Origin of the sequence: Campylobacter concisus, from assembly GCF_003048615.2 — a bacterium.
GTDB classification, from domain to species: Bacteria; Campylobacterota; Campylobacteria; order Campylobacterales; family Campylobacteraceae; genus Campylobacter_A; species Campylobacter_A concisus_C.
Genome location: NZ_CP049263.1, coordinates 1,042,869 through 1,068,266 on the forward strand (window position 1 = coordinate 1,042,869; position 25,398 = coordinate 1,068,266).

Genomic DNA, 25,398 nt, shown 5'->3' on the forward strand with positions numbered 1-25,398 from the left:
TGGTTTTATAGTTGCCTTTGAATGCTAAATTTAACACCTTGCTTCAAAATTTAACGCACAAGATAACTTTTTGGCACTCAAAAACAAATATCACGCATTTATTCTATTTTATGCTGCTCTTAAATTTTACATGCATAAGATCGCCTTATTAGCTTTTAAAAAGCACTTGCTTTGGATTAAATTTGCATCCAAAAATGCCATATCTCAAGCAAGTACTTTATTTACATTTATCGCCGCTTTTGCAAGATCGGTGCTCTGCGTTTAAAAGCAAAAACCACAAACTCCAAAGATAGCTCTTACTCAATTTTTCAAAATAGTGTAGATTAAATCTTAAGTTATATATAAGCTAGATGCAAATTTCACAATTTTTGAAAAGTGTAAAATTTAACTAATTTTCTTACAAATATTTTTACGCCAAATTTAATGGATAAATTTAGATCACACAAAAGATAAAATCCAAAACATAGCCAAATATAGCCATTTAAAACTCTCAAAAGAGCAGAATAAAGATTTTAAAATATCAATTTGAAAATTACAGTTTTCAATACAAAATATATAAAATACCTTGCATTTTACCTTTTGTCATATTATAGATGTTTTTGCTACTGTAATATTTTTTTAAAATAAACAATTAAGAAAAAGCTTATGTGACCAATAGACACACAAGCTCTATTTATTATAAGGAATAGGAATTTGCAGATTATGCCAAAAGCTCTTTTGCGATCATGCTTATGCGTTTTGCTTCAGCGCTCGCTCCGATCTCATCTTTTGCCGTTTTCATCACAGCGCCTAAATTTTTACCAACCTTTTCAATTATGCTTTTTATCTTCTCTTTTAACTCATCATCACTTAGCTGAGCTGGCAGATATGTCTTGATAAGCTCGATCTCGCTCTGCTCTTTTTTGGCTAGATCCTCTCTTGCTCCCTTTAGATAGAGTTCAACCGAGTCAGCTCTCTTTTTGATCTCTTTTTGAAGTAGCGGGAGCACGACCTCGTCGGTCATCTCGATCCTTTGATCGACTTCAACCTGCTTAAGTGCCGCATTTAGCGTCCTTAAAGCGTCTCTTTTAAACTCATCTTTTGCTTTCATAGCCTCTTTTATGTCGGCTAAAATTTGCTCTCTTATGCTCATTTTTTCTCCTTTAAATTTTTGAAATAATAACTAAAATTTTGTGATAATTTCTTGAAATATGCCCTTTAGATAAGCCTCCCCAACGCCCTCTCTAAGCCCATCATCGATAACTATAAATTTCGCTTCTTGCCCGTTTAGTAGCTCCTTTAAAAGCAGCGTTCCAGCGATGAGCGGATACTTTCTACTTCTTCCAACCGCCACATCAGCGCTTTTGTCATCCATCTTTAAAAGCTCATTTATAAACCAAGCAAGATCGTCATTTTTAAGCTCATATCCGCTCACTTTTTTTGGATCGTAGCTTTCGTAGTTTAGCCCAAGCTTTAGTGTTGCGATAGTGGTCGGCACGCCAGAAGTTAGCACGATAAGCCTGTTGTTAAGGCTTGTTAAAAATTCCCTTGCCTCTTTTGTATAAATTTTTGCATTTTCTTGCATCAGATCAAGCATTTTAAACCTCTCGTAAAAGGTGATGATGCCAAATTTAAAGCTTATAAATTTTCCATCTTCGCCTATCTCTGAGCTTGCACCACCGATGTCGATCAGGCTAAATTTATCATTTATGCCAAGCTTTTTTAAGGCATTTTGCACGCCTAAAAATGTAAGTTTTGCTTCAGCTTGCCCGTCAATGATATGAAAATTTATGCCAAATTTCTCTCTTATCTCGCTAAAAATTTCTTCGCTATTTGACGCCACTCTAAAAGCCTCGGTCGCGACTGCCACGCATTTAAATTTAGTAAAGTCAAATTTGCTTTTAGCCTCCGATATCGCTTCAAAAAGCCTATTTTTAGCCTCCAAGCCTATCTTGCCACTTTCGTTTAAGCCCCTTGCAGCTCCAACTATCTTTTCATAAATTTGCTCGTTACTAAAGCCATTTTGCTCTTTTTTTATAAGTGCCACACGAAAGGTGTTTGAGCCAAGATCGATCGCTATAACCAAAATTTATCCTTAATATTTTTGCCAAATTCTAACATATGATAATTTAGTATCATTTAAAGTGAGAAAATTCTAAAAACTTTAATAATTTTCAAGATATAATTTTGCCAAAAACTCTTACAAGGGGGCTTGATTGCTTCGAGATAACTTCTTGGCGTTAGTTATTTTTGCGATTTGCAGCGTTGGATTTTTCGTTTGGGGCTATCAATACATCCCGACAAATAACTACTTTTTATTCTTGATCGCTGGCATGTTTGGCCTTTTTATGGCGTTTAATATCGGCGGAAATGACGTTGCAAACAGCTTTGGCACAAGCGTTGGCGCAAAAACACTCACACTAAAACAAGCTCTTGTAATCGCCGCCATTTTTGAGCTTAGCGGTGCGATATTTGCAGGATCTGAGGTTACAAATACCATTAGAAACGAGATCGTGAAATTTCCAAGCGATCTAAGCCCGATGAAATTTGTCATCATCATGATCTCAGCCCTTCTTAGCTCTGGTCTTTGGCTATTTTATGCGTCCAAAAAAGGTCTGCCAGTCTCGACCACTCACTCGATAGTTGGTGGCATCGTTGGCGCAGGACTTGCTATGGGATTTATGATAAAAGATCCTGAGCCATTTAACATGGTCTCTTGGGGCGAGATCGGCAGGATCGCCGTTAGCTGGGTCATCTCGCCACTGCTTGGCGGCGTGATGTCTTACATTATATTTGGCTATGTAAAAAGCAAAATAATCGAGCCAACGCACGAGCTAAAGACAAATTTAAAAGCGTTAAAAGCTGAGAGAAAAGCTTATAAAGAAAGCTTCATAAAAGCGCTTAAAACAAAGCCAGCTGAGGAGCAGATAGCCACTCTTTCAAAGATCGCAGTTATCGATGAGGACGAGATCGAAACCACTGAATACAGCGAATACCGCTCAAAAATTCGCATCATGAAAGATAGCGAAAAAGAGATAGATACCTTTAAGGCGATGAAAAAGCACATCCCGATCATCGCTGGATTTGCCGCAATGGTCATCTCATCAATGATGCTTTTTAAAGGGCTTGAGCATATAAATTTAGCCTTTAGCATCATCCAAACAGTCTGGATCATCTTCGTCATCGGAGCTCTAGCGTATCTTGCAAGCCTTGCTATCATAAACGTTATGAGTAAAAACGATAGCGAAAAGAGCATCAATAGAATTTTCTCATGGTTTCAAATTTTTACCGCTTCATCTTTTGCATTTTCACACGGCGCAAACGACATTGCAAACGCAGTTGGACCATTTGCTGCTGTGCTTGATGTGCTAAAGACTGGCTCTATAAATGAAAGCTCACCCATACCAAGCATCGCAATGGTAACCTTTGGCATCTCGCTTGTCGTCGGACTTTGGTTTTTAGGCAAAGAGGTGATCACTACTATTGGCTCAAAACTAGCTGAAATTTTACCTACTACTGGCTTTAGCGCGGAGCTTGCCTCAAGTATCGTCATACTTCTAGCTACAAAGCTTGGTATACCAGTTAGCTCGACGCATATCCTAATAGGCGCGGTTTTGGGCATAGGCATCGTAAATAAAAACGCAAACTGGAAAATGGTAAGACCTATCATCCTAGCTTGGCTCATCACGCTTCCAGCAGCTGCTATCTCATCGGCTATATTTTATTTTGCCCTTGCTAAATTACTAGGCGTTTAGTCATATTTTTAAATAGCTAAATCACCCTATTCTTTTGATGTTTTTTGTATAAATTTTATATGAAAGCTTGGCAGGTTGGATCAACCTGCCAAGTAAATTTGAAGTTATTTTTTATTAATGACGATCTTCTCGCCGTCGCTATCAATGGTGATCTCATCGCCACTTTCAAGCTCATCTTTCAAGATCATATCAGCGATCTTATCTTCAACTAGCTCATAAAGCGCTCTTCTAAGAGGTCTTGCGCCATAAACTATGTCAAAGCCAGCTTTTGCGATAAATTTCTTAGCCTCTTCGCTTAAAACTACCTTTATGCCGCGGTTATGAAGAGTTTTTTCAAGCTCTTTAAACATGATCTCAACGATAGATATCAAGCCTTGCTCGTTTAGAGGATTAAAGATGATAGTATCATCAAGCCTATTTAAAAACTCAGGCTTAAAGTAGTTTTTAAGCTCGTTTTTAACAGCCACGTCACGGTCTTCACCCTTTAGCTCCATTATGAAATTTGAAGCGATGTTTGAAGTTAAAATGATGATCGTGTTTTTAAAATCAACCGTTACGCCTTTGTTATCAGTCGCGCGTCCATCATCTAAAATGCCAAGAAGTATGTTAAATACATCCTTGTGAGCCTTTTCAACCTCGTCAAAAAGTATGACTGAGTAAGGTCTTCTGCGAACTGCCTCTGTTAGCTGACCGCCCTCATCGTAGCCTACATATCCTGGAGGCGCACCAAGAAGCCTGCTCACGCTATGTTTTTCCATATATTCGCTCATATCAAAGCGGATAAGTGCCTTCTCATCGTCAAACAAGAATTTAGCCAAAGCCTTAGCTGACTGAGTTTTACCAACGCCTGTTGGTCCAAGAAATAAAAATGAACCAATCGGCCTTTGACCCTCATTTAGCCCAGCCTTATTTCTCTTAACAGCACGTGCAAGTGCGTGTAGTGCGTCATCTTGACCGACAACGCTCTCTCTTAGATGCTCTTCGATGCGCAGATATTTCTCTTTTTCGCTTGTTAGCATCTTTTTAACTGAAATTCCAGTCCATTTGCTCAAAATTTCAGCTACAAGCTCTTCATCGACCTGATTTTTAAGAAGCACGCCCTCTTTTTTCATGTGTTCCCATTTTTCTTCAAGCTCGTGTTTGTGCTTTTTAGCGTCTGCTATTTTGCCGTATTCTATCTCGGCAGCTTTTTGAAGATCGCCATTTCTTTTTGCTATCTCGGCTTGTGATTTTAAGCTATCGATCTCTTTTGTTGCTTTTGAAATTCCGCCAAAAACGGCCTTTTCATTTTCAAATTTAGTATCAAGCGCTAGCTTTTTCTCATTTAGATCAGCTATCTCTTTTTCGATCTCGCCAAGTCTCTCTTTATTTTTATCCGCATCCTCCATCTTTAGTGCTTCTTTTTCTACTTGAAGCGTTACGATCTCGCGTTTTATCTTTGAAAGCTCGTATGGCTCGCTCTCTATTTGCATCTTAAGCTCAGCTGCTGCCTCATCTATAAGATCTATCGCCTTATCTGGCAAGAAGCGGTTTGCGATATATCGGTCGCTTAGCCTTGCAGCGGCAACTAGCGCGCTATCTGTTATCGTGATGCCGTGATGAACTTCAAGGCGCTCTTTTATACCACGTAAAATTTGCAATGCCTCATTTACACTTGGCTCTTTAACGTCTATAGGCTGAAAACGTCTTTGAAGCGCTGCATCTTTTTCAAAGTATTTTCTATACTCTTTTAATGTTGTCGCACCAACAGCGTGAAGCTCTCCACGTGCAAGAGCTGGTTTTAGGATATTTGCAGCGTCCATTCCGCCCTCGCTCGCACCAGCTCCAACTATGGTGTGAATTTCATCTATAAAAAGTATGATATTGCCAGCTTTTTTGACCTCGTCAATGACAGCTTTTAGCCTATCTTCAAACTCGCCTCTATACTTTGCTCCAGCTACAACTGCGCTCATATCAAGCGCGATGACACGCTTGTTTGCAAGGCTTGTTGGCACGTCGCGAGCAACTATCTTTTGAGCTAGGCCCTCAACGATGGCTGTTTTACCAACGCCTGGTTCGCCAAGCAAGATAGGGTTGTTTTTGCTCTTTCTTATTAAAATTTGCATCATTCTAGTGATCTCTTCATCACGACCGATGACTGGATCAAGCTCTTTATTTAGCGCTTTTTGCGTTAGATCGATACCAAATTTCTCTAAGCTATCAAGAGTATCATCGCCGGTTTGGCTATCTATCTTTTTACCACCTCTTATGCTCTCAAGGTTCTTTTTGATCTCTAAGATATCGCAAAATTTGCTCAAAATTTGTTTGATCTCACTAAGCTCAAGAGCCGAGATGATCCATGTATCAACAGCTATGTAGCTATCGCCCATGCTTACCATTAAAGCTTTTGCATTTTCAAGCGAATTTATAAGCTCTCTTGAAACTGAAACGTTATCTTTTGTGACGTTTGAACTGCTTGGGAGTGACGAGATCTTGCTTTTTATCTCAAGCTCGACTGCGTCTTTGCTTATGTTCATCTTATTAAATACTTGATTTAAAATAGAATTACTATCAGCAAGCAAAGCCCAAAAGACATGAAGTGGCACAACTTGTGGATTTTTAGAAAAGATCGCTAAGCTAACGCCTTTTTCAAGTGTCTCTTGCATCTGCGCTGTTAAATTTTCTGTTATGTCAGCCATTAAAGCTCCTTAAGTTATTTTATAATGGCGGCATTATATAACTTTAGTCTTATATTGTCAAGTATTTTTATAACATTTGTCACTCTTTTTATTTAATTGCTAAAATTTGCTGTTATAAATTTGTGTTAAAAATAGACAAAAGCTAAAAATATAAGGCTAAATTTATGCTTTTTTTAGCCAAATGTTAATAAAATTGAGCCAAAAAATATAGGAGATATTTTGAACAAATTTACTAGATCTTTTGCGCTAAAAATAACAGGCGCCCTACTCATCTCAAGCGTAGCAGTAAATGCGCTTTTTGCTAAAACTGAAGATGAGGCGAGTGCGAAACTTGAAGCACTTTCAAAACTTACAAAAACCATCTCAACCGTTGAAAAATACTACGTTGATGACATTAAATTTAAAGAGATAATTGACAAAGCCATCGCTGGTTTGATGCAAAATTTGGACGCTCACTCAAGCTTTTTAAATGAAAAAGCATATAAAGATATGCAGGTGCAAACAAGCGGCGAATTTGGCGGACTTGGCATAACAGTTGGCATGAAAGATAGCGCACTAACCGTTATCTCGCCTATCGAGGACACTCCAGCTGATAAAGCAGGCATAAAAGCCGGCGATATCATTTTAAGGATCGATGGCAACTCAACTATCGGCACAACGATAGATGAAGCTGTGAATAAGATGCGCGGCAAGCCAAAAACTCCGATAACAATTACGATCTTAAGAAAAGGCGAGCAAAAGCCATTTGACGTAAAAATCATAAGAGATCTTATAAAGGTTGAGTCTGTCTATGCAAAAATGATAGAAAATGAAAACATCCTTTATATACGTGTCACAAATTTTGACAAAAACGTCGTCACAAAGGTAAAAGATGCGATCAAAGAGCATCCTAAAGCAAATGGCATCATACTTGATCTTAGAAACAACCCTGGCGGTCTTTTAAATCAAGCTGTTGATCTAGTGGATCTTTTCGTAGATAACGGCATCATCGTCTCTCAAAAAGGTCGTGAGGCATCTGAAAATGTAGAGTATAAAGCAAGCGCTAGCAAAACCTTATCAAAGCTCCCACTTGTAGTGCTGGTAAATGGCGGAAGTGCAAGCGCTAGCGAGATCGTAAGCGGTTCATTACAAGATCATAAGCGTGCGGTGATAATCGGCGAAAACACATTTGGTAAAGGCAGCGTTCAGGTGATCTTACCAATAGACGATACAGAAGCGCTAAGACTAACCATCGCAAGATACTACTTGCCAAGTGGCAGAACCATCCAAGCTGTTGGCGTAACGCCTGATGTAGTTGTGCATCCTGGCAAAGTACCACAAAGTGATGATAGCGCATTTAGCATCAAAGAGAGCGAACTAAAAGCGCACCTAAAGAGCGAGCTAAACAAGATAAATCCAACAAGCGAGGGTAATAAAACTGAAGCAAAAGATGATAAAAATATAATCACACAGAAAAAAGTCGATGAGGATATTCAGTTAAAAACAGCGATTGATACGATCAAAATTTTAAAGATAAAACAACAATAATCTAAAGGAGAACAACATGCAAAAAAGAGAGCTTATCTACGAGGGAAAAGGCAAGAAAATGTACGCCACAGACGATCCAAATCTACTTGTGGCTGAATTTAAAGACGATCTAACAGCGTTTGATGCTCAAAAAAGAGGCAACGAAGCTGGCAAAGGCGCACTAAATAACAAAATCTCTACTCAGCTTTTTAAACTACTAGAGAGCAAAGGTATCGTCACTGACCTTGTTGAGACCATCAGCGACACTGAGCAAGTGGTCAAAAAATGCGAGATCATACCTCTTGAAGTTGTTGTGAGAAATATCGCAACTGGCTCACTTAGCAAAAGGCTTGGCATAAAAGAAGGCACAGTTCTACCTTTTACACTTGTTGAGTTCTACTACAAAAACGACGATTTGCACGATCCGCTAGTTACTGACGAGCACTGCATCATCATGGGTCTAGTAAAGAGCGAAAAAGATCTTCAAACCCTAAGACACACAGCAAGAGAGATCAACTCTATATTATTTAAATTCTTTGCAGAGAGAAATTTAAAACTAGTTGATTTCAAAGTCGAATTTGGTATCGACAAAGATGGCAACATCATCTTAGCTGACGAGATAAGCCCTGATAGCTGCAGATTTTGGGATGCAACAACAAACGAAAAACTTGACAAAGATAGATTTAGACAAGACCTTGGTAGCGTAAAAGTAGCTTACGAAGAAGTTTTAAGAAGAATTCTTTCTTAAGGACAAAGATGAAAGCTGTCGTAAATATAGCATTAAGAAGTGGGGTCTTAGACCCTGCTGGTAAGGCAGTGGAACATGCGCTAAATTCACTTGGATTTAGCGGTGTTTCAAATGTCAGGATAGGCAAACAAATCGTTTTAGATATCGACGAGAGCGATAAAAATAAAGCAAAAGAGCAGCTAAAAGTTATGTGTGAAGAGCTTCTAGCAAACACTGTCATCGAAGACTACGAGATCGTGCTATGAAAGTAGCCATCATACTTTTTCCTGGCACAAACTGCGAAGAAGACACAGCTCACGCTTTTAAGCTACTTGGCTGCCAAACGCATATCATCTGGCACAAAGAGGATAAGATCGATGCTGATCTAGTCGTTTTACCTGGTGGTTTTAGCTATGGCGACTATCTAAGAACGGCTGCGATAGCTAAATTTAGCCCAGCTATGCAGGCTGTAAAAGAGCATGCGAAAAAAGGTGGCTACATCTTGGGAATTTGCAATGGCTTTCAGATGCTTCTTGAACTTGGACTTTTAAAAGGTGCGATGAGAAGAAATGAAAATTTAAATTTTGTCTCAAAATATCACCATCTAAAAGTGATCTCAAATAACAATAAATTCCTAGCAAATTTAGCTAAAGACGAAGTGGTAAATATACCTATCGCTCACGGCGAGGGCAACTACTACACCGACGAAGATACGCTAAAAAGCCTATATGATAACGAGCAAGTCCTGCTAAAGTACTGCAACAGCCACGGCAATGAGATAAATCCAAATGGTTCAGTTGATAGCATAGCTGGGATTTGCGATGAGAGCAAGAGGATCTTTGGTCTTATGCCTCACCCAGAGCGCGCTTGCGAGAAAATTTTAGGCACAGATGATGGCATGAAGATGTTAAAAGGGCTAGTTTGGTAAAACGAACACTTTTTATCGCCCTACTCGCGTTAAATTTATTTGCTGCAAACACTGATGAAGTCAGCGTTTTTGACATGATGAATGAGGCAAGAGAGGATAAATTTGTAAATAGCCCAAGTTCAAAGCCACAAACAAAGACTCCAAGCGAAGAAGAAATATCAAGAAAGCTCGTATCTCCACGCTCTATCGCCCCACAGCCAGAGCGTATCACTCCAGAGCAGATGCGAAATATCGTGCCGACAAACGAACCAGACATCAGCGTCCCTGATAATCAAGTCTATGACAAGATAAAAATAAAAGACCTCCTTTTAAAAGCGACAAATATCCCTAAAAATGTCGTCGTAGGAGAAATTTTTAGCGTTGAGATCGTAGCTGATACGCAAAGCGACCTTGAGTTTGAGTTTGAGACACAGCTTGATGAGACAAATATCAAATGGCTAAATAAGAAGAATTTTCAATGGGTAAAAGGTGAAGAAAACAAATATATCGGCACTTTCTACCTTGAAGCAACAAGCATTGATGCAAAGACTTTACGAGTTAGCTTGGATCTAAAAAGAAATGGCGAGAACTATCAAAACTCAAACATAAACATCTTTTTACCAAAGCTAAAAGAGCTTAGAAGTGACGAGAACTACAATCACATCGTCGCTGACAACCTTGAGGTAAAGAAATTTAAAACGACTAAATTTGATGATATAAACAACATCATGGTCGTTGAAATTTACGGCAACAATGTCGATCTAAGCGCCTTTAATATCGAAAACAAAACGATCCTAAAGCAAGGCGTAGATACGATAAACGGCGACTTTAACTCACAAAGTGCATATTATTTTGCGGTATTTAAGCCAAACAAAAAGACACTTGACTTTAACTACTACAACCTAAAAAAAGCTAAATTTGAGAGCTTTTCACTGCCTGTGAGCGTCGAAGAAGACGAGGTTAGCACGCAAATCGGTCTAAATCCAAAACAAAGTGAATTTAGCACTTACAAAGATATCACGATCTACTCTTTGGTCGCTATCTTTATCTTACTAGCGATCTGGCGAAGAAAGCTAAGCTACTTCTTTGTGGCAGCTGTTTTTATCGCACTTGGGATTTACACTTACAATCCTTTTGGCAAAGCAGTGCTTAAGCCAGATGTGAGCGTCACTATCTTGCCGACTAAAAATTCAACCGTTTTTTATGCATCTCGTAAAAACGAAAATGTTGAAATTTTAGACACAAAAGACGACTACTCAAAAATTTTATTCGCAGATGGCAAAATCGGCTGGGTAAGGAAGGGTGATCTTGTCAAAAATTAGAGCTTTTTTCTTTTCTATTGAATTTGTGATAAGTGTCGTTATTGTCGTATTTTTTATGTGGCTCTTTAACTCTAAAAATAGAGCCATAAGAAAATTTTGGGGCAGATCGCAGAGATTTTTTGGCGGATATAAGCTAGAAGTTATCGGTAAATTTAGCGACGAAGCAAATATCTTGCTGATAAATCACCAAAGCATGCTTGATATCATCGTGCTTGAAGAGATCCACCCTAAAAATATCTGCTGGATCGCAAAGGCGCAAATAGGCAAGATCCCGATCATCGGTAAAATTTTGAGCCTCCCAAAGATGATAGCAGTTGAGCGAGAAAACAAACACTCGCTAATAAAACTTTTAAGCGAAGCAAAAGACAGAGTAGAAAATGGCCGTGTTTTAGCGATATTTCCTGAAGGCACAAGGTCTCAAACTAAAGAGCTCTTGCCATTTAAAGGTGGCGCAAAACTGCTAGTTGAAAAGCTAAATTTAAAGGTTCAGCCTATCGTAATCGTCGGAAGCGATGCGATGAAGGTGAAAGAATTTAGCTTTAAAAAAGCTGACATCAAGCTCTTTTGTCTTGATCTAGTCGATACATCAAAACAAAACTGGCTAGAGGCGACTAGAGAGAGCATGCAAAAAGTCCTAGACGAAAACAGAAAATAAATTTAGCTTTGTAAATTTACAAAGCCCTACTCTATTATTATTTATAAATTTTTTGTTTTATATACGAGAAATTTTTGTCCATAAATTTAAAAAGGTCTAGCTCTCGCCAGACCTAAAAACATTAAATTTTAAGAGGTAAAAACTTAAGTTCTAAAGACGCTTAGTTTTGTATTTAGTGCATCTGTCATCTTATTTAGATGTTCAGCCGCAGAAGCTATCTCTTCGACGCTTCTCGCATTTTCAGATGAAATTTGATTGATCTCTGAGATACCATCCATGATCTCATTTACGTTTTTACCAGTTGCGATGTAGTCTTGCATAGTCTTATCAGACATCGCTATGGCGTTATTCATCGTTTCGCTCATATTATTTATAGTCTTTTCAACGTCACTTGCCACATGGGTTAGCTCTTGAATTTGTTTAGAGTTGATGCCCATTTGCTCGCTGCTATCATTGATCGCTTGAACGATAACGTTGATAGTTGCATTTATCTCTGTTAGAGATTTTTGAGTTCTCTCAGCTAGCTGTCTAACCTCGTCGGCTACGACTGCAAAGCCACGTCCATGCTCGCCAGCACGTGCCGCTTCGATAGCTGCGTTAAGAGCTAGTAGGTTTGTCTGATCAGCGATGTCATTGATAACAACAAGGACTGATTTAACCTGCTCAGCATCACGGCTAAGCTGCTCGATCTTACCAGCCATTTGATTTTCAACATTAGCAGAATCAACTATCTGAGACGATAGAGATTTAATAGCTTCAGTAGCTGTTTTTATATGAGTGCTTGCCTTTTGAAGGTCATCTTTACCAGCTTGAGCAACTGCTAGTGACTCTTTCATATTCTCTTGCATTACTTTACATCTTTGATTTGTCTCTTCAACGATCTGGGTTGATTCTTCTACGCGTTTGCCTGTTTGAAGAGATGTAGAGCTTAGCTCATTTGCAACTGAGCTGTTTTCATTTGAAAGATTTTTAGTGTCGCTTATAAGTACTCTTATTCTCTCTATAAAATCATTTATATCATTGCTTATCTTAGCAATCTCATCTTTGCCGTAGATTGGGATTTTAAGCGTAAAGTCAGATGTTATAGCATTTAAATTTGCTCCTAATCTATCAATAGGATTTGCAACCATCTTTTTAAGTAGTAATATAGATACTATTATAAGAAGCAATGTAACTATAATGCTTGCAATAATGAAGTTTTTACTAACCACTTTTAGAGGTGTTAAAAAATCATCTGTAATAGCTGAACCAAGTAAAATCCAGTCTAGTTTGTCAAATGGTTTAAATGCCGCTATTCTTTCAACTCCATCAGCTACAACAAGCTTGGCACCTTCTCTCTCTTTTGTGATGTTATCCATAGTAGCTTTTAGCTCACTGCTTAGCTCTTTGCCAGCTTGAGTTGGGTGGATATCAAATTTATTAGTCTTTGTATTAAAGATAGAGAAGTATCCATGCTCACCTAGCTTCATAGAAGCAAATGTCTTTTTAAGATCCTCTAGACCGTTTGTGAAGTCGTAACCTATAAATAAAACTGCTACAACCTCGCCATCTTGAATGACTGGTTCGTAAACACACATATAGTTTCTGCCAAAAATGTTTATAGCTCCTATATATGTCTCTTTATTCATCATCTTTGGATATATCGTTTTGTTTAATGCTCCAAGCGCTCTACTGCCATCATCTAGCAAAAGTGAAGTAGAAACAGCAACAAAGTCATTGCCAGATTTAGCAAAAATTGTTGGTACTCCGCCATTTGTTAGCTTTTTGATCTTATCAGATACTTCATGATCATTATTTAATATGCCCATTTTTTCTGAGATAAGCTCTACAGCATTGTCATTTTCTGTCTTTATGGTTTGGCCATTGGTTCTTATATTGCCTAGGCTTTCTTTTAAGATATGCATAGAGAAAACGGCGCTTTTGTAGTTGTCATCATTAAATAGCTTAACCGTATCCATTGCAAGTGCGACATTTTGTTTAACGGTAGTTACTACTCCATCCTTGATCTCACGCTCTAAGACGTGTGACGTGTAGAAAACAAAACAAGCCATACAGACCGCCAAGACTACAGCAATCGTTGCTGAAACTTTTACCAAAATACTTCGTAAATTCATTTGATTCCCTCCTATGGATTTATGGCTTGATTATACTACTATTTTAAATGAAAACTATACAAATAGCCATAATTAATAATAATTTTTAAATATGTATTATTATTTTATTTATAAAATATAACTCTTTTAGAATATTTTATAAAATTTATAAAAAAACTTGATAGCACTACTATCAAGGTTAAGTATATTTTTATCACTTTGTGTTATAATCTGCCAAAAATTTTAAAAAAGGAAAAGAAAATGGCAGATAAATTTGAATTTCAGACCGAGGTCAATGACCTTTTAAATTTAATGATCCACTCTCTTTACTCAAACAAAGAGATATTTTTAAGAGAGCTCATATCAAACTCAAACGATGCACTTGACAAGCTAAACTACCTATGTTTGACCGATGAAAAGTATAAAAGCTTAAGCTACACTCCAAGGATAGATATCAAAGTAGATGAAAAAGCTAAGACTTTAACCATCAGCGACAATGGTATCGGCATGGATAAAGATGAGCTCATCGCAAATTTAGGCACCATTGCAAGAAGCGGCACAAAGGGCTTTATGCAAAGCTTAAGTGGTGACGCAAAGAAAGATAGCTCGCTGATCGGCCAGTTTGGCGTGGGCTTTTACTCAGCATTTATGGTGGCAAACAAGATCGAAGTCATAAGCAAACGAGCACTAAGCGAGAAGGCCTATAAATGGACATCTGATGCAAAAAGCTACGAGATCGAAGATGCTAAAAAAGATGGCTTTGGTACGGATATAATCCTTCATTTAAATGACGATGAATTTGCAAATTCTTGGCGCATCGAAGAGATAGTCAAAAAATACTCAAACCACATCCCTTATCCTATTTTTATGGATAAAGAGAGCTACGTCGCACCAAAAGAAGGCGAAAAAGAGGGCACTTATGAGACCAAAAACGAGCAGATCAACAAGGCAAATGCGCTTTGGAGGCTAAATAAAGCCAGCTTAAAAGAGCAAGACTACAACGACTTTTATAAGCAAATTTCACATGACAGCAGCGATCCGCTACTTTATATCCACACAAAGGCCGAGGGCAAGATCGAGTACTCGACACTATTTTATGTGCCAAGCACTGAGCCGTTTGATCTCTTTAGAGTTGATTATCAAAGTGGCGTGAAGCTCTATGTGAAGAGGGTTTTTATAACTGACGATGCAAAAGAGCTTTTGCCGCCATATCTAAGATTTATCAAAGGTGTGATCGACGTTGAGGATCTGCCGCTAAACGTTAGCCGCGAAATTTTACAAGAAAATGCGATCATGCGAACCGTTAAAGAGCAGAGCGTGAAGAAAATTTTAAGCGAACTTGCAAAAGTAAAAGATAATGACCGCGAAAAATACATAAAATTTTACAAACTATTTGGCAAGGTTTTAAAAGAGGGACTTTACGGCTTTAACGCTGAAAAAGAGCAAATTTTGGATCTTTGCCTATTTAAAAGTTCAAAAAGAGACGGACTTATCAGCCTAAAAGAGTATAAGGAAGCGATGAAAGAGGATCAAAAGTCGATATACTACATCAGCGGCAACAACGAAAATATGCTAAGAAATTCGCCGCTTCTTGAGAGCTTTAAGAAAAACGACATCGAAGTGTTAATAATGGACGAAGAGATCGACACGATCGTAATGCCAATGGTTAATGAATTTGAAAAAACACCTCTAAAATCAGTCTCACACGCTGATATAAATGACGAGATCAAAAACGATGAGAAGGTCGATGAGAGCAAGATTGCAAACACGCTTGTTAAGATGAAAGAGATCTTAAAAGACGAGGTAAAAGATGTTAGGCTAAGCTCAAGGCTCTCAAGCTCGGCTGCGGTGCTAATATATGATAAAAACGACCCTGACTACGCTATGCAAGAGATGTTAAAACAGATGGGACAAGGCGCAAATGCTCCAAAAGTTAAGCCGATCTTGGAGATAAATGCTGATCATGAAATTTTCGCAAAACTTGAGAAAAATGAGGCGATGGTTTATGACATAGCACCTTTGCTTCTTGATATGGCAAGGCTAAATGAAGGCATGAGCCTAGAAAATCCAGCTAAATTTTCAGAGCTTCTAACAAAAGTGATAATAAAAGCTATATAAAATTTGTAAGCCCAAAGAAATTTGGGCTTTACCTTTTTAATAAATTTAAATTTCTATAACAGATCAACTTGCACGCCGTCTTGGATCTCGATAAAAACAGTGTGTGTTGATGGTATCAGTCTTCCATTGATGGTTTCTTGACGATCAAAAGTCGCTTTGTAGACTTGATTTACCGCGTCTCCATCACTTGTAACATCTACTTTGTTATAAGTATCGCCAACAACGCTATGTTTATTATTTAGCGTGGTGATATCTGCTTTTGTGGCTTTTACAAAATCATGCGTAAGCTGTACTAAATCTTTGCTGTCGCCTATAACCTTTAGCACGGTATTTACACTCTCGCTGGCCGCACTGTTGCTCGCATCTCTTGTATTTCTACTATCTACGATGTCAAAGATGCCATTTGGGCTAAATTTTATAGAAACAGCCTGATCTGCACTACCAAGTTGTACTTTTTCAAAGTTATTTATCTTTTTAACATTGTCTAAATTTGAAAAATCCACATCATCAACTACTATAAGCGTATCTACTCCGCCTTTGCCGTCTATCGCCCTGCCCTTACTATAAACAAAAGCATCATCTAGGTTACCGCCTTTTACGTCGCCTTCTTGTTTTAGATAGATTGGGTCTCCAAAATTTGCCTCGCTATATTTGCTTGTATTTATCTCGTAAGAATTTGTAGCTCCTATTTTTTTAATAAAATCATTTTGAATGAGCGCTTCAACATAGTTATTGCTAAAGAGGCGAGTACCACTATGCTCTGATCCTACTAAAGTGTCTATCGGATAAGGTCCACTAGCTGGCGCACTATTTTTTTGCATTATATACAAAGATAAATTCATCTCGCCAGTTCCGTCCATATACTCCATATCAAATTTATAAAAGCCAGCCTTATTAAATGTAAAATCCCTACTCCACCATTGACCATTTTTGCCATATGATACCTCTGTGGACGGCTGTATAAATGTTGTTGCACTTCCAAATTTTTGTGTATTGCCATTTATAGTTAGCTCTACATAGTTGTGTAGGTCGGCTGCTCTTACTGAGTATGTTCCAGGAGCATTTACATATATCCAACCATCCATTTTCATGACAAGGTCAGAGCCAACAGGGTTTGACTCACCAAGCGTGTAGTTGCCAGGCTTGCCTTTTAATGTGCCATTTGCAAAGCTTATATTTTCTCCTGTGCCAGCAGTCGTATCTACGCCGTTTCTAAATTTCTTTGGTGCGTATGGGTTAGATGCGCTATACAAGGCATCGTTTCCATATCTACCCACCCTTGCTAGATCTTCTGCGTGCATATTGCCTGGGTCAGACAGGGTCTTATAGTGCGTCCCAGAGGCAAACTGCACAACGTCATATGTAGTAGAGGCGCTTGGAGAGTAAATTTTGATATAGTCTTTATAGATGGATTTGCCCCCTCGCTGCGAGTAAACACCAGAGTTGTTACTGCCTACCCTAGCCGTCCAAGATGGATCTACATAGTTATAAAACCACATATCAGCATCAAGGCCGCTGTTGCCGATAAAAGTTACTGTGCTAACAGAGACGTTTCCTGCGGTGTCGGCATTTTTTATCATGAAATTTGCTCCAGTGCTGTTTGCTGGCAGGGCAAAATTTTCAGAGTAGCTGTGCGTATCATCAAGGGCTGAACTTTTGTGGACGGAATTTAGCAGATCATAAAGATCTACTTTGTTTATAGTGTTTTTATTTAGCGTGTTGTTGCCGCCCGCATCGGTGCCAACACTACCTGAGATATCTACGCTAGTTACATGTGAAGTTGCCGTTGGAGTGCCGATCGCATCAGGGGTGGCGTCTAGATCTACGTGAACTATCAGATCATCATCCTTTGTATCATCACTCTTTAAAACGGTCGCTCTTATGTTTGAGTATCTCTCATCTAGCTTTATACCAAGGGCCTCAAAGTCCATATTTACACGTTTATCTGCGCCGACTGTTAGATCTATATATGTTTGCCCGCTTGGTAAAATTTTGGCATTGCCATGATCATCCTCAAGTGCTAAACGAAGCTTTGTGCCAGGGTCGCGGTCCACGCCAAATATAATATTTGGCTGTTCGTCGTTAGTAAGTGAGATGTTGTACTCTTTTATGGTTTTTGTCTCATCATCAAAGTTATTTTTCTGGATAACCTTCTCATAGTCTTCTACCCTAAGGTATTTAGCGATATTTATAGCTCCTCCATCTATCTGCGTGGCAAGCTTGACGTCATCTATGTAGCTTAGAATTCCAAAGTCAAAGAGCCTACCGCGAACGCCATCAGTTGTGGTGACCTCGTTTGGTGTCGTGATAGTGGCTCTAACAGGCGTAGAGTGATCGACCGAGATAGGGACATTTGGTATGCTAAATTTACCATCTACTATAGGAAGTGGCGCTGAGCCGTCACTTGGCAAGGCGGTTAGTCCGTCGTCGCTTATTGTGTATTTGACAGTTGTAGTTACAGCTGGTATGGTAGGAGTTGAGATAGTGACGCTTACGTTGCTTCCTGGTTTTGCGTTGCTAGGCACGTAGATATCAAGGTCGCTTTGGGTTGATGGTGAGCCAGAAGGCGTGGTGATGCTATCAATTAGCCCGTCTCCGTCATTATCCCTTGCAAACTGCACCTTTATGCTGTTATCTACGGTGATCTCGTCTGTGACTGGGTCTGCTTTGTTGCCAGCTTTGTCGGTAAATGTGGTCGTGAAATTTGTCGTAACGCCATAAAGTTTTGTCGTGGTCTCTATGGTGCCATTATTTACATTGATAGCTACGCCATCATCTCTTGTGGCGCTATATGTGCCGGATGCGTTTTGAGAAATTTTAATGGTTATCTTATCTGTCTTGCCGTCGCTTCCTGCGATATCTATCTCAAATTTATCGCCATCTCTTGCGTCGTTTGGAATTTTCATCTTTATAGAGGTTTTCGCACCATCAGGGCTAAAGCCACTCTCTTTACTAGTTAGCACACCGTCTTTATCGCTATCTTTTGCAAACTGCACGTGCGGAGACCTAACAGGTGCGACCGTATCGCTTGAAATTTCACTCACGCTTGAAGCTTTTAAAGCTCCAGTCGTGCCATCAATGATCGTCGTGCTTAGTTTTTTCCTACTTGGATCAGTTGAGCTTGTAGGGTCAGTAACTGTGATCTTGCCATTTTGGATAGAGATAGTCTCACTACCTCCATCAAGCGTGGCAGTAAGTCCGTCAGGTGCGATAGTATAGGTCTTTGTGACGCTTGTTGGTGTGCTAGCTGGATCATCGACCTTTATGCGGATCTTGTCGCCAACTGCGGCGTTGTTTGGCACATAGATATCGATAAGCGACGCCGTGCCGCCACTTTTAGCTAGTTCGGCTGCATTTATAATGCCGTCTTTGTTCTCATCAAGTGTAAAAACAGCGATCGGATCGTTATTATTTGCTATAGTTACCGTATCTGTCGCACCTGGATTGCCTGATTTACTTATCATTTGGATATTTACATTTGTTGGCGTTGATGATGAAATTTTAACAGCACTTGCCACATTAAAGCCGACATTTCCGCCGCTCTCACTTGTGAGTGGATAGCTCTCACCACTATCTTTATCCACAAGCGTGCCACTAGATGTTTTAACAAGCGTCTTTTCATGCAAAGTGCCGTCAGGATCGGTGGTAGTGAGCTTTATCTTATCGCCTATTTTCATATTTGGTGATAAAACGATCTTCGCATCGTCGCTTGGGGTACTGTTGGCTGGATTAAAGCCATTTTCGCTAGCGTCTATCACGCCATCGCCGTTTAGGTCTTTTCCTAAAACCACCTTTGTAAAGCTAAGAGCTGGCGTAACGGTATCAACGCTTGCGGCTGCCTTTGCTGGAGCTGAGCTAGCGCCATTTGCTAGTGTGATGCTAGAGCTTACATTAAATGGAGCATTTGGCGTTATAGCAACGCTTGGGATGATAAATTCTTTTTGATCTGGATTTGTTGCATTTGGCGTGATAGGCAAAATTTCGCTTGGATTGTTTTCATTTATCACGCTTGTGCCTGCAGGATCTACCTTGTAAGAAAGCGTGGTCTTTGTGCCGTTATTTACAACTTCTAGCGTCACTTTGTCGCCTGGCTTGAAGTCATTGTTAAAAGCAACAGCCATGCTTGTGTGATTAGGATCGCCGCCTGCTTCTGCGATATTGATATAACCATCGCCGTCAAGGTCTTTTAAAAGTGCAATGCTAGGCGCTGGTATAGCTGGAGCACTCTCTTTTTGTTCAGCCGCTACTGGCGCTGCTCCGCTAATAGAACTAACCGGCATTGCTGGCTCGCTTGAGATGATAGCTGGTAGCTCTAGCGTACCGCCATCAAACCAAACTACGTTTGAGATGTGTCCTTGCGTGTCAAAATTTGATCCATTTATGCTTGTTGCGTCGCTACCATGACTTGAGCCATGAGAGTGGTGGCTAGAGCCTTGAGCGCTTTCGTCGCTGCTTTTGCTACTAGACTCTTCGCTCTCGCCAAAAATCCTTCTCTTGTCTTCTTCTACTTGCGCTTCATTGCCTTGGGCGTCAAATTTTGCATTTGATAGCTCTTTTGTGATGATGATATTTTGTGGTTCAAGTAGTGTGATAGGCGCAGCGTGATCAAAATTTACAACAATAGTGTCGTTGCTGCTTTGCGTGATGATCTCATCGCCCAAAAATATCTCATCGCCCTGCTTTAGCAAGATCAACTTTCCATTGCGTTTTACAAAAACTTTTCCACTTATCTTTGCGACGACACCAACGCTTTGCATCTTTCATCCTTTAAATTTAAAACTAAAACATCCATTTAAATTTTCACGCGATTATAGCCAAAAGTATTACAAAATAAATAAAGTGATTTTATATAAAAAATTGTCATTTTGCACTCTTTTTTATATCTAAAATTTAGTGTGATTACCTGATAGTGCGCTATTTTTGCAATGATATAAAAGAGCAAATTTAAATAAATTTTATCAGTAAGAAAATTTCTATATCACAAAGTAAATTTTAAAACTATTTTGTTATCAAATTTTATTTATTTTGAAAAATTTATGTTTGAAATCTCCCACGCCAAAAGACGTGGGATAAAATTTACGCTATCTTGCTAGCGTCGATGATGTTTAGATCAAGTCCTAGCTCTTCCACAGATAGGCCAAGTGCAAGACCTACAAGCTGAGAAAGGTGGATGATAGGTTTTCTAACATCTGAGTGGTTCTCATCTTGGTATCTCTCTTGATAGATGTCAAGTTGCATTTGACAAAGTGGGCACGGAGTTACAACTACGTCTGCGCCATTTTGATCAGCGTTATTTACGATCTGGCTTGACATTTTTCTTACTGATTTTCCAGCTGGATAGCTAGCGTGGAAGCCGCAGCAGTCAAGTCTTTTCTCAAATGGCACGATAGTAGCACCAAGTGCGCTTACAACAGTTTCAAAGCTCTTTGGATTGACTGAGCTTTCTCTGTTGTGTAGATCTTTTTCAGGTCTTAGGCTGTGGCAGCCGTAAAATAGCGCTACTTTTAGTCCGCTAAGTGGCTTAACGACCTTTGCTCTTAGCGTATCAACATTTTGGTAAAGCTCCCAAAGAAGGCTTGTGATCTCTGTTGAGCCGTTATATTTCATATTACCTTCAGCTAAAAATGTATTGATACGATCTTTTGCGCCCTTATCAAGTGTGCTTTTAGCTCTTGTTAGAGTTAGCATACAAGTTGAGCATGTCGTAAGCATCGGCATATTCATCTGCTCTGCAAGCGCTATATTTCTAGCATTTGCTACAAGTGCAGCCATAGGATCTACGTCTTGTGCTTGTTGAGCACCACAGCAGCTCCAGCCCTTTATCTCGTGAAGCTTCCAGCCAAGCACTGGAGCGATGGCCTCAAGCGACATCTTAGCCTCTTTAGCTGCTTGAGTGAGTACGCATCCTGGGAAAAAAGCGAATTCATTTTGCATAATTACTCCTTACTAGCAGCTTTGCGAGCCGCATTTATCATTTTTACTAGATCGTCATGACCTTCTATGTCTTCTTCGCCAAATACATGAAGCGGATTCATCTTGCCAGCAAGCATTAAATTTGCAGCGATGTCTAGTTTGCCCATATTTTTGATAACGCCTTCTGAACGAAGTGCAAGTCTAACCTCATTTAGCCTGCCTGAGCCATCAACTAGATCAGTTAAAAACGCCTCAGCGTGATCTGGCCCCATGCCCTCATTAAAGCCTTTTTGTATAGCCATGATACGAAGATCTGTTATGTCGCTGCATGCGCTTATGCCTTTTGGACAGCGGTCAGCACACTCTTGGCACTTTACACACATCCAAAGTCCGTTGTCGATAGCTGGTTTTAGGTGCGGCATAGGATCTTTGCTACGTGAGTCAAAGGCAGCTCTATAAGCATGAACAAATACAAACGGCTGCATATAATCACTCGCATCTGCTTCAAGCTTATTACACTCGCTAGCGCACGCACCACAAAGTATGCAGTCCCATTCAAGTGCTACTTTATCGTACTCTTTTTGACTTTGCTTACAGCCTTTTTCGGCGCTAAATCCTGGCTTAGCTGTGATGCTTGGTCTAATCTTGCGTAAATTTTCTATACTTGGCTCCCAATCCACCATAAGGTCTGAGATAACCTTGAAATTTCCAAGTGGTGAAATTCTAATAGTATCTGGGTTGCCATACTCAGCCAAAAGCTCGTTCATCTTTGTGTCGCAAGCTAGATATGAGTGACCATTTACTCTAACAGCGCACGCACCGCATATCGCTGAGCGACAAGATGCTGTGAAATTTAATGTCGCATCTTTCTTTTGTTTGATATCAAAAAGCACTGTTAAGAGCGTTTTGCCTTTGACCTCTTCATTTGTTAGCTCATAAGTTGATTCATATTTTTTAGTTCCGTCAAAACGGTCAATAATAATTTTCATCCTAGCTCCTTACTCTGGCTTCTTGCCGTCAAGTGAAAATATGCCTGTCACAACATCTTTGTAGCCAAGCTCCAACTTGCCGTCTTTTAGTGTGACTATGCTGTGTTTTAAGAAATTTACATCATCTCTTTTTGGATAGTCCTCTCTTGTGTGAGCGCCACGGCTCTCAAGACGATTTTGCGCTGCAAGACATGCTGCACGAGAAAGAAGTATAAGGTTGCCAAGCTCGACGTAGTCGGTAAATGCTGTGTTCATGACTGGATTTTGATTTGGCACTTTGATGGTGTCATATTTTGCTTGGATGGCTTCTAGATTTTTAGAGAGCTGATCTAGTTTTGCGCCAGTTCTAAAGATACCCATTAGATCCCAATTATTTTTACCAAGCTCTTCACGAAGTGCGTACATATCATTTACGCCACCCTCACCTGTTGCGATAGATTTAAATTTATCTTGCCACATTTTTGCTAGCTCAGAAGTTTTCTTGCCGCTTGCAAATTTTGCATTTTGAGCATAAGCACCAGCACCTTTGCCAGCTAGATCGCCAGTTACAACTGCGTCAGTTAGGCTGTTTCCGCCAAGGCGGTTTGCGCCGTGGATAGATACACATGAAGCCTCACCACCTACGTAAATTCCAGGGATTTTTGTGCTCATATCATCGAATTTAGCTACCTCTATGCCACCCATTGAGTAGTGAGCTGTTGGGCGGATAGGCACTGGTTGCTCGACTAGGTCGATGTCTTGAAAGAGCATCGCTGTGTGGCGAATTTTTGGAAGCTTTTTCATAATAGTATCTTTGCCAAGGTGACGAACATCGCAAAGCACATAAGCGCTCATACCCTCGCCAAAGCCTCTACCCTCGCGAATTTCTGTCTCGATAGCACGAGCGACGACGTCACGAGGAGCTAGCTCCATCTTTTCGTGATAGTTTTTCATAAAGCGCTCGCCCTTGTTGTTTAACAAGTATCCGCCCTCGCCACGAGCAGCTTCTGTGATTAGCGTGCCGCCATTTTGAACGCCAGTTGGGTGAAACTGAAGCATCTCAGGGTCTTCAAAACCAAGACCTACTTTAAGCGCAGCAGCTATGCCATCTCCTGTTGCTATAAATGGAACTGAAGTGCGGTTGTAGAAAATTCTAGTGTATCCGCCAGTTGCTATGACTAGAGATTTGCAAAGAACTGGGTAAATTTGACCATCTTGGATGTTGCGAAGAACGACGCCTTCAACTTTACCATCCTCAAGACCGATCTCAAGTAGCTCATGGTCCATTAGAAATTTAACGCCAGCTGTGATAGCGTCGTCAAGACAGGCGTGCATCAAAACGTGACCAGTTTTATCGGCTGCATAGTTACAGCGTTTTTTGCTAGCGCCACCCATGAAGCGAAATGCAACATCGCCATTATCTTTACGGGACACGTCACCATTATCTTTACGAGAAAAGAGCATGCCGTTATAATCTAGCTCGTGAATGACTGCGCCTGCTGCCTCGCAAAATTTCACTACCGCATCTTGATCAGCAAGATATGCTGCACCTTTTACGGTGTCATAAGCGTGAAGCTTGAAGCTGTCGCCGTTGCTAAAGTCAGTAACGCCGTTTATGCCACCCTCTGCCATACAGGTCGCGTTACGTGATGGCATCATCTTTGTAGCGACAACGACGGTTGAGTTTGGATATTGCTTGCGAACGGCTGTTGCTGCACGAAGTCCAGCACCGCCAGAGCCGATTATTAGCACATCAACAGATGGCAAGCCATTTTCATTGCCTTTTGGCAACTCGCCAGCAAAAACATTGGTCGCACCAGCTGTTGTAGCTAGCGCACCTACGCTAATACAGGCGCTTTGTAGAAATTCTCTTCTGGTAAATTTTTCACTCATTGATAACTTCCTATTTTAATAAGTTTATTAGCGTCAAAAAACGCACCGCCAGTTCATTTCTTAACATTTTTTAAAACAACTATATTAATAAAAAAATTAATAATAAAACTTTACATAAAATTTACTTAAAAGAAACATAAAGATTTATTTTAGGTTATATAGTGAGATTTGATAGCTAAAATCATTTAGCAAAAGACCATTTTATCGTGTTTGCAGCAACTACTTATAAGTTTATTATTTTGATAAAGATAAAAATAATATTATCTCGCAATATATTAATAAAAATAGATAAAATGTTATAAAATAGCCAATTTTACGTATCTTTGAGGATATTTCTTAAAATTAAATAAATAATTAAAACTAATAAATTTAAATGGGATAAAAATCGTATGATTATCATGAATCATATAAATTTGTAAATTTTTGATAGCTAGAGAGTAAAATAATAGATAGCCCCGTAGTGTTTGACTGAGAAAATGAAACTTAAATTTATATCAAATATCTCAATGTCATCAAGTGACGGATACCAGACATCGCTAAAAAATTTATCTAAATCATCAAAGCGCAAAATATCAATGCTCTCAAATTTATTAAAATTTATGCAAATTTCATTTGGCGTGGCGATACCAAGCTTGCTAAAAGCGGTCTTTAGATCAAAATTTTCTTCGTCCGCATTAAAGCCATCAAGCTTGCTAAATTTATCTATTTTAAAAAACTCATCTATATCATCTAGGCTAAATTTATGAAGTAAATTTTCTCTTATCTTTAAGCACTCATCATATGGCAAGCTTCTAACGATCGGCATCTCAAAGCCATATTCTTTGCGGAAATTTTCTAGTTTTATCTGATCCATTTTGGGAGGTTTTGGCTAAATTTAAATTTAG

At 39.4% G+C, this 25,398-nt stretch carries 17 protein-coding genes and 1 pseudogene; 8 read left to right on the plus strand and 10 right to left on the minus strand.

The window, feature by feature from the left end; genetic code table 11:
- Positions 1–700 precede the first annotated feature (700 nt).
- Both CVS89_RS05340 and CVS89_RS05345 read right to left on the minus strand, forming a co-directional pair.
- Positions 701–1,132 carry a GatB/YqeY domain-containing protein gene (locus CVS89_RS05340; RefSeq protein WP_107847910.1) on the minus strand — a complete coding sequence of 144 codons (432 nt, stop codon included), beginning with the start codon at positions 1,130–1,132 and terminating at the stop codon, positions 701–703.
- Between the two features lie 30 nt (positions 1,133–1,162).
- Positions 1,163–2,065: a disulfide bond formation protein DsbA gene (locus CVS89_RS05345; protein WP_107847911.1), complete on the minus strand. Its 903-nt coding sequence runs from the start codon at positions 2,063–2,065 to the stop codon at positions 1,163–1,165.
- Between the two features lie 130 nt (positions 2,066–2,195).
- Between CVS89_RS05345 and CVS89_RS05350 the strand changes: the two genes are divergently transcribed.
- Positions 2,196–3,734, plus strand: coding sequence for an inorganic phosphate transporter (locus CVS89_RS05350; RefSeq protein WP_107847912.1), 1,539 nt, complete (start codon positions 2,196–2,198; stop codon positions 3,732–3,734).
- A 104-nt stretch (positions 3,735–3,838) separates the two neighbouring features.
- Here CVS89_RS05350 and CVS89_RS05355 read toward each other — a convergent pair whose 3' ends face one another.
- On the minus strand, positions 3,839–6,412 hold the full coding sequence (locus tag CVS89_RS05355) for an ATP-dependent Clp protease ATP-binding subunit (protein WP_107847913.1): 2,574 nt from the start codon (positions 6,410–6,412) through the stop codon (positions 3,839–3,841).
- A 252-nt stretch (positions 6,413–6,664) separates the two neighbouring features.
- On the opposite strand from CVS89_RS05355, the gene CVS89_RS05360 reads away from it, so the two are divergent.
- The 6 genes from CVS89_RS05360 to CVS89_RS05385 are packed head-to-tail and all read left to right on the plus strand — an operon-like array spanning position 6,665 to position 11,529.
- The gene (locus CVS89_RS05360) at positions 6,665–7,939 is read left to right on the plus strand and encodes a S41 family peptidase (RefSeq protein ID WP_223227319.1); all 1,275 of its coding nucleotides are present in this window, start codon (positions 6,665–6,667) and stop codon (positions 7,937–7,939) included.
- A 16-nt stretch (positions 7,940–7,955) separates the two neighbouring features.
- Positions 7,956–8,666: a phosphoribosylaminoimidazolesuccinocarboxamide synthase gene (gene purC, locus CVS89_RS05365; protein WP_009293856.1), complete on the plus strand. Its 711-nt coding sequence runs from the start codon at positions 7,956–7,958 to the stop codon at positions 8,664–8,666.
- A gap of 8 nt (positions 8,667–8,674) precedes the next feature.
- Positions 8,675–8,911 carry a phosphoribosylformylglycinamidine synthase subunit PurS gene (gene purS / locus CVS89_RS05370; protein ID WP_009293857.1) on the plus strand — a complete coding sequence of 79 codons (237 nt, stop codon included), beginning with the start codon at positions 8,675–8,677 and terminating at the stop codon, positions 8,909–8,911.
- Positions 8,908–9,573 (plus strand): phosphoribosylformylglycinamidine synthase I, encoded by a 666-nt coding sequence (purQ, locus tag CVS89_RS05375; RefSeq protein ID WP_107847914.1) that lies wholly within the window; start codon positions 8,908–8,910, stop codon positions 9,571–9,573. Before purS ends, purQ begins: the two co-directional genes overlap by 4 nt.
- Entirely contained in the window at positions 9,567–10,874 is a 1,308-nt protein-coding gene (locus CVS89_RS05380; protein WP_107847915.1) for an SH3 domain-containing protein, read from the plus strand. The genes purQ and CVS89_RS05380 overlap by 7 nt, the downstream gene beginning before the upstream one ends.
- Complete coding sequence (locus CVS89_RS05385) at positions 10,861–11,529, plus strand: lysophospholipid acyltransferase family protein (protein ID WP_009293860.1); 669 nt, start codon at positions 10,861–10,863, stop codon at positions 11,527–11,529. The genes CVS89_RS05380 and CVS89_RS05385 overlap by 14 nt, the downstream gene beginning before the upstream one ends.
- A 143-nt stretch (positions 11,530–11,672) precedes the next feature.
- Here the strand turns inward: CVS89_RS05385 and CVS89_RS10300 are convergent, their stop codons facing one another.
- Entirely contained in the window at positions 11,673–12,377 is a 705-nt protein-coding gene (locus CVS89_RS10300; RefSeq protein ID WP_430393992.1) for a methyl-accepting chemotaxis protein, read from the minus strand.
- A gap of 153 nt (positions 12,378–12,530) precedes the next feature.
- Positions 12,531–13,643, minus strand: a pseudogene (locus CVS89_RS10305) (Cache 3/Cache 2 fusion domain-containing protein); the annotation flags it as partial.
- 240 nt (positions 13,644–13,883) lie between these two features.
- Here CVS89_RS10305 and htpG point away from each other — a divergent pair.
- Entirely contained in the window at positions 13,884–15,740 is a 1,857-nt protein-coding gene (gene htpG, locus CVS89_RS05395) for a molecular chaperone HtpG (protein WP_103644249.1), read from the plus strand.
- A gap of 53 nt (positions 15,741–15,793) precedes the next feature.
- Here htpG and CVS89_RS05400 read toward each other — a convergent pair whose 3' ends face one another.
- The 5 genes from CVS89_RS05400 to CVS89_RS05420 all read right to left on the minus strand — a co-directional run bounded on the left by CVS89_RS05400 (position 15,794) and on the right by CVS89_RS05420 (position 25,367).
- Complete coding sequence (locus CVS89_RS05400; RefSeq protein ID WP_107848413.1) at positions 15,794–20,497, minus strand: hypothetical protein; 4,704 nt, start codon at positions 20,495–20,497, stop codon at positions 15,794–15,796.
- A 319-nt stretch (positions 20,498–20,816) separates the two neighbouring features.
- Positions 20,817–21,674 carry an 8-methylmenaquinol:fumarate reductase membrane anchor subunit gene (gene sdhE / locus CVS89_RS05405; RefSeq protein WP_103574011.1) on the minus strand — a complete coding sequence of 286 codons (858 nt, stop codon included), beginning with the start codon at positions 21,672–21,674 and terminating at the stop codon, positions 20,817–20,819.
- 2 nt (positions 21,675–21,676) lie between these two features.
- Complete coding sequence (gene sdhB / locus CVS89_RS05410; RefSeq protein ID WP_107848414.1) at positions 21,677–22,642, minus strand: 8-methylmenaquinol:fumarate reductase iron-sulfur subunit; 966 nt, start codon at positions 22,640–22,642, stop codon at positions 21,677–21,679.
- Positions 22,643–22,651: 9 nt separating this feature from the next.
- Positions 22,652–24,514, minus strand: a complete 1,863-nt coding sequence (gene sdhA / locus CVS89_RS05415; RefSeq protein WP_107848415.1) for an 8-methylmenaquinol:fumarate reductase flavoprotein subunit — start codon at positions 24,512–24,514, stop codon at positions 22,652–22,654.
- A gap of 430 nt (positions 24,515–24,944) precedes the next feature.
- Positions 24,945–25,367 (minus strand): heat-shock protein, encoded by a 423-nt coding sequence (locus CVS89_RS05420; protein WP_107848416.1) that lies wholly within the window; start codon positions 25,365–25,367, stop codon positions 24,945–24,947.
- Positions 25,368–25,398: the final 31 nt, after the last annotated feature.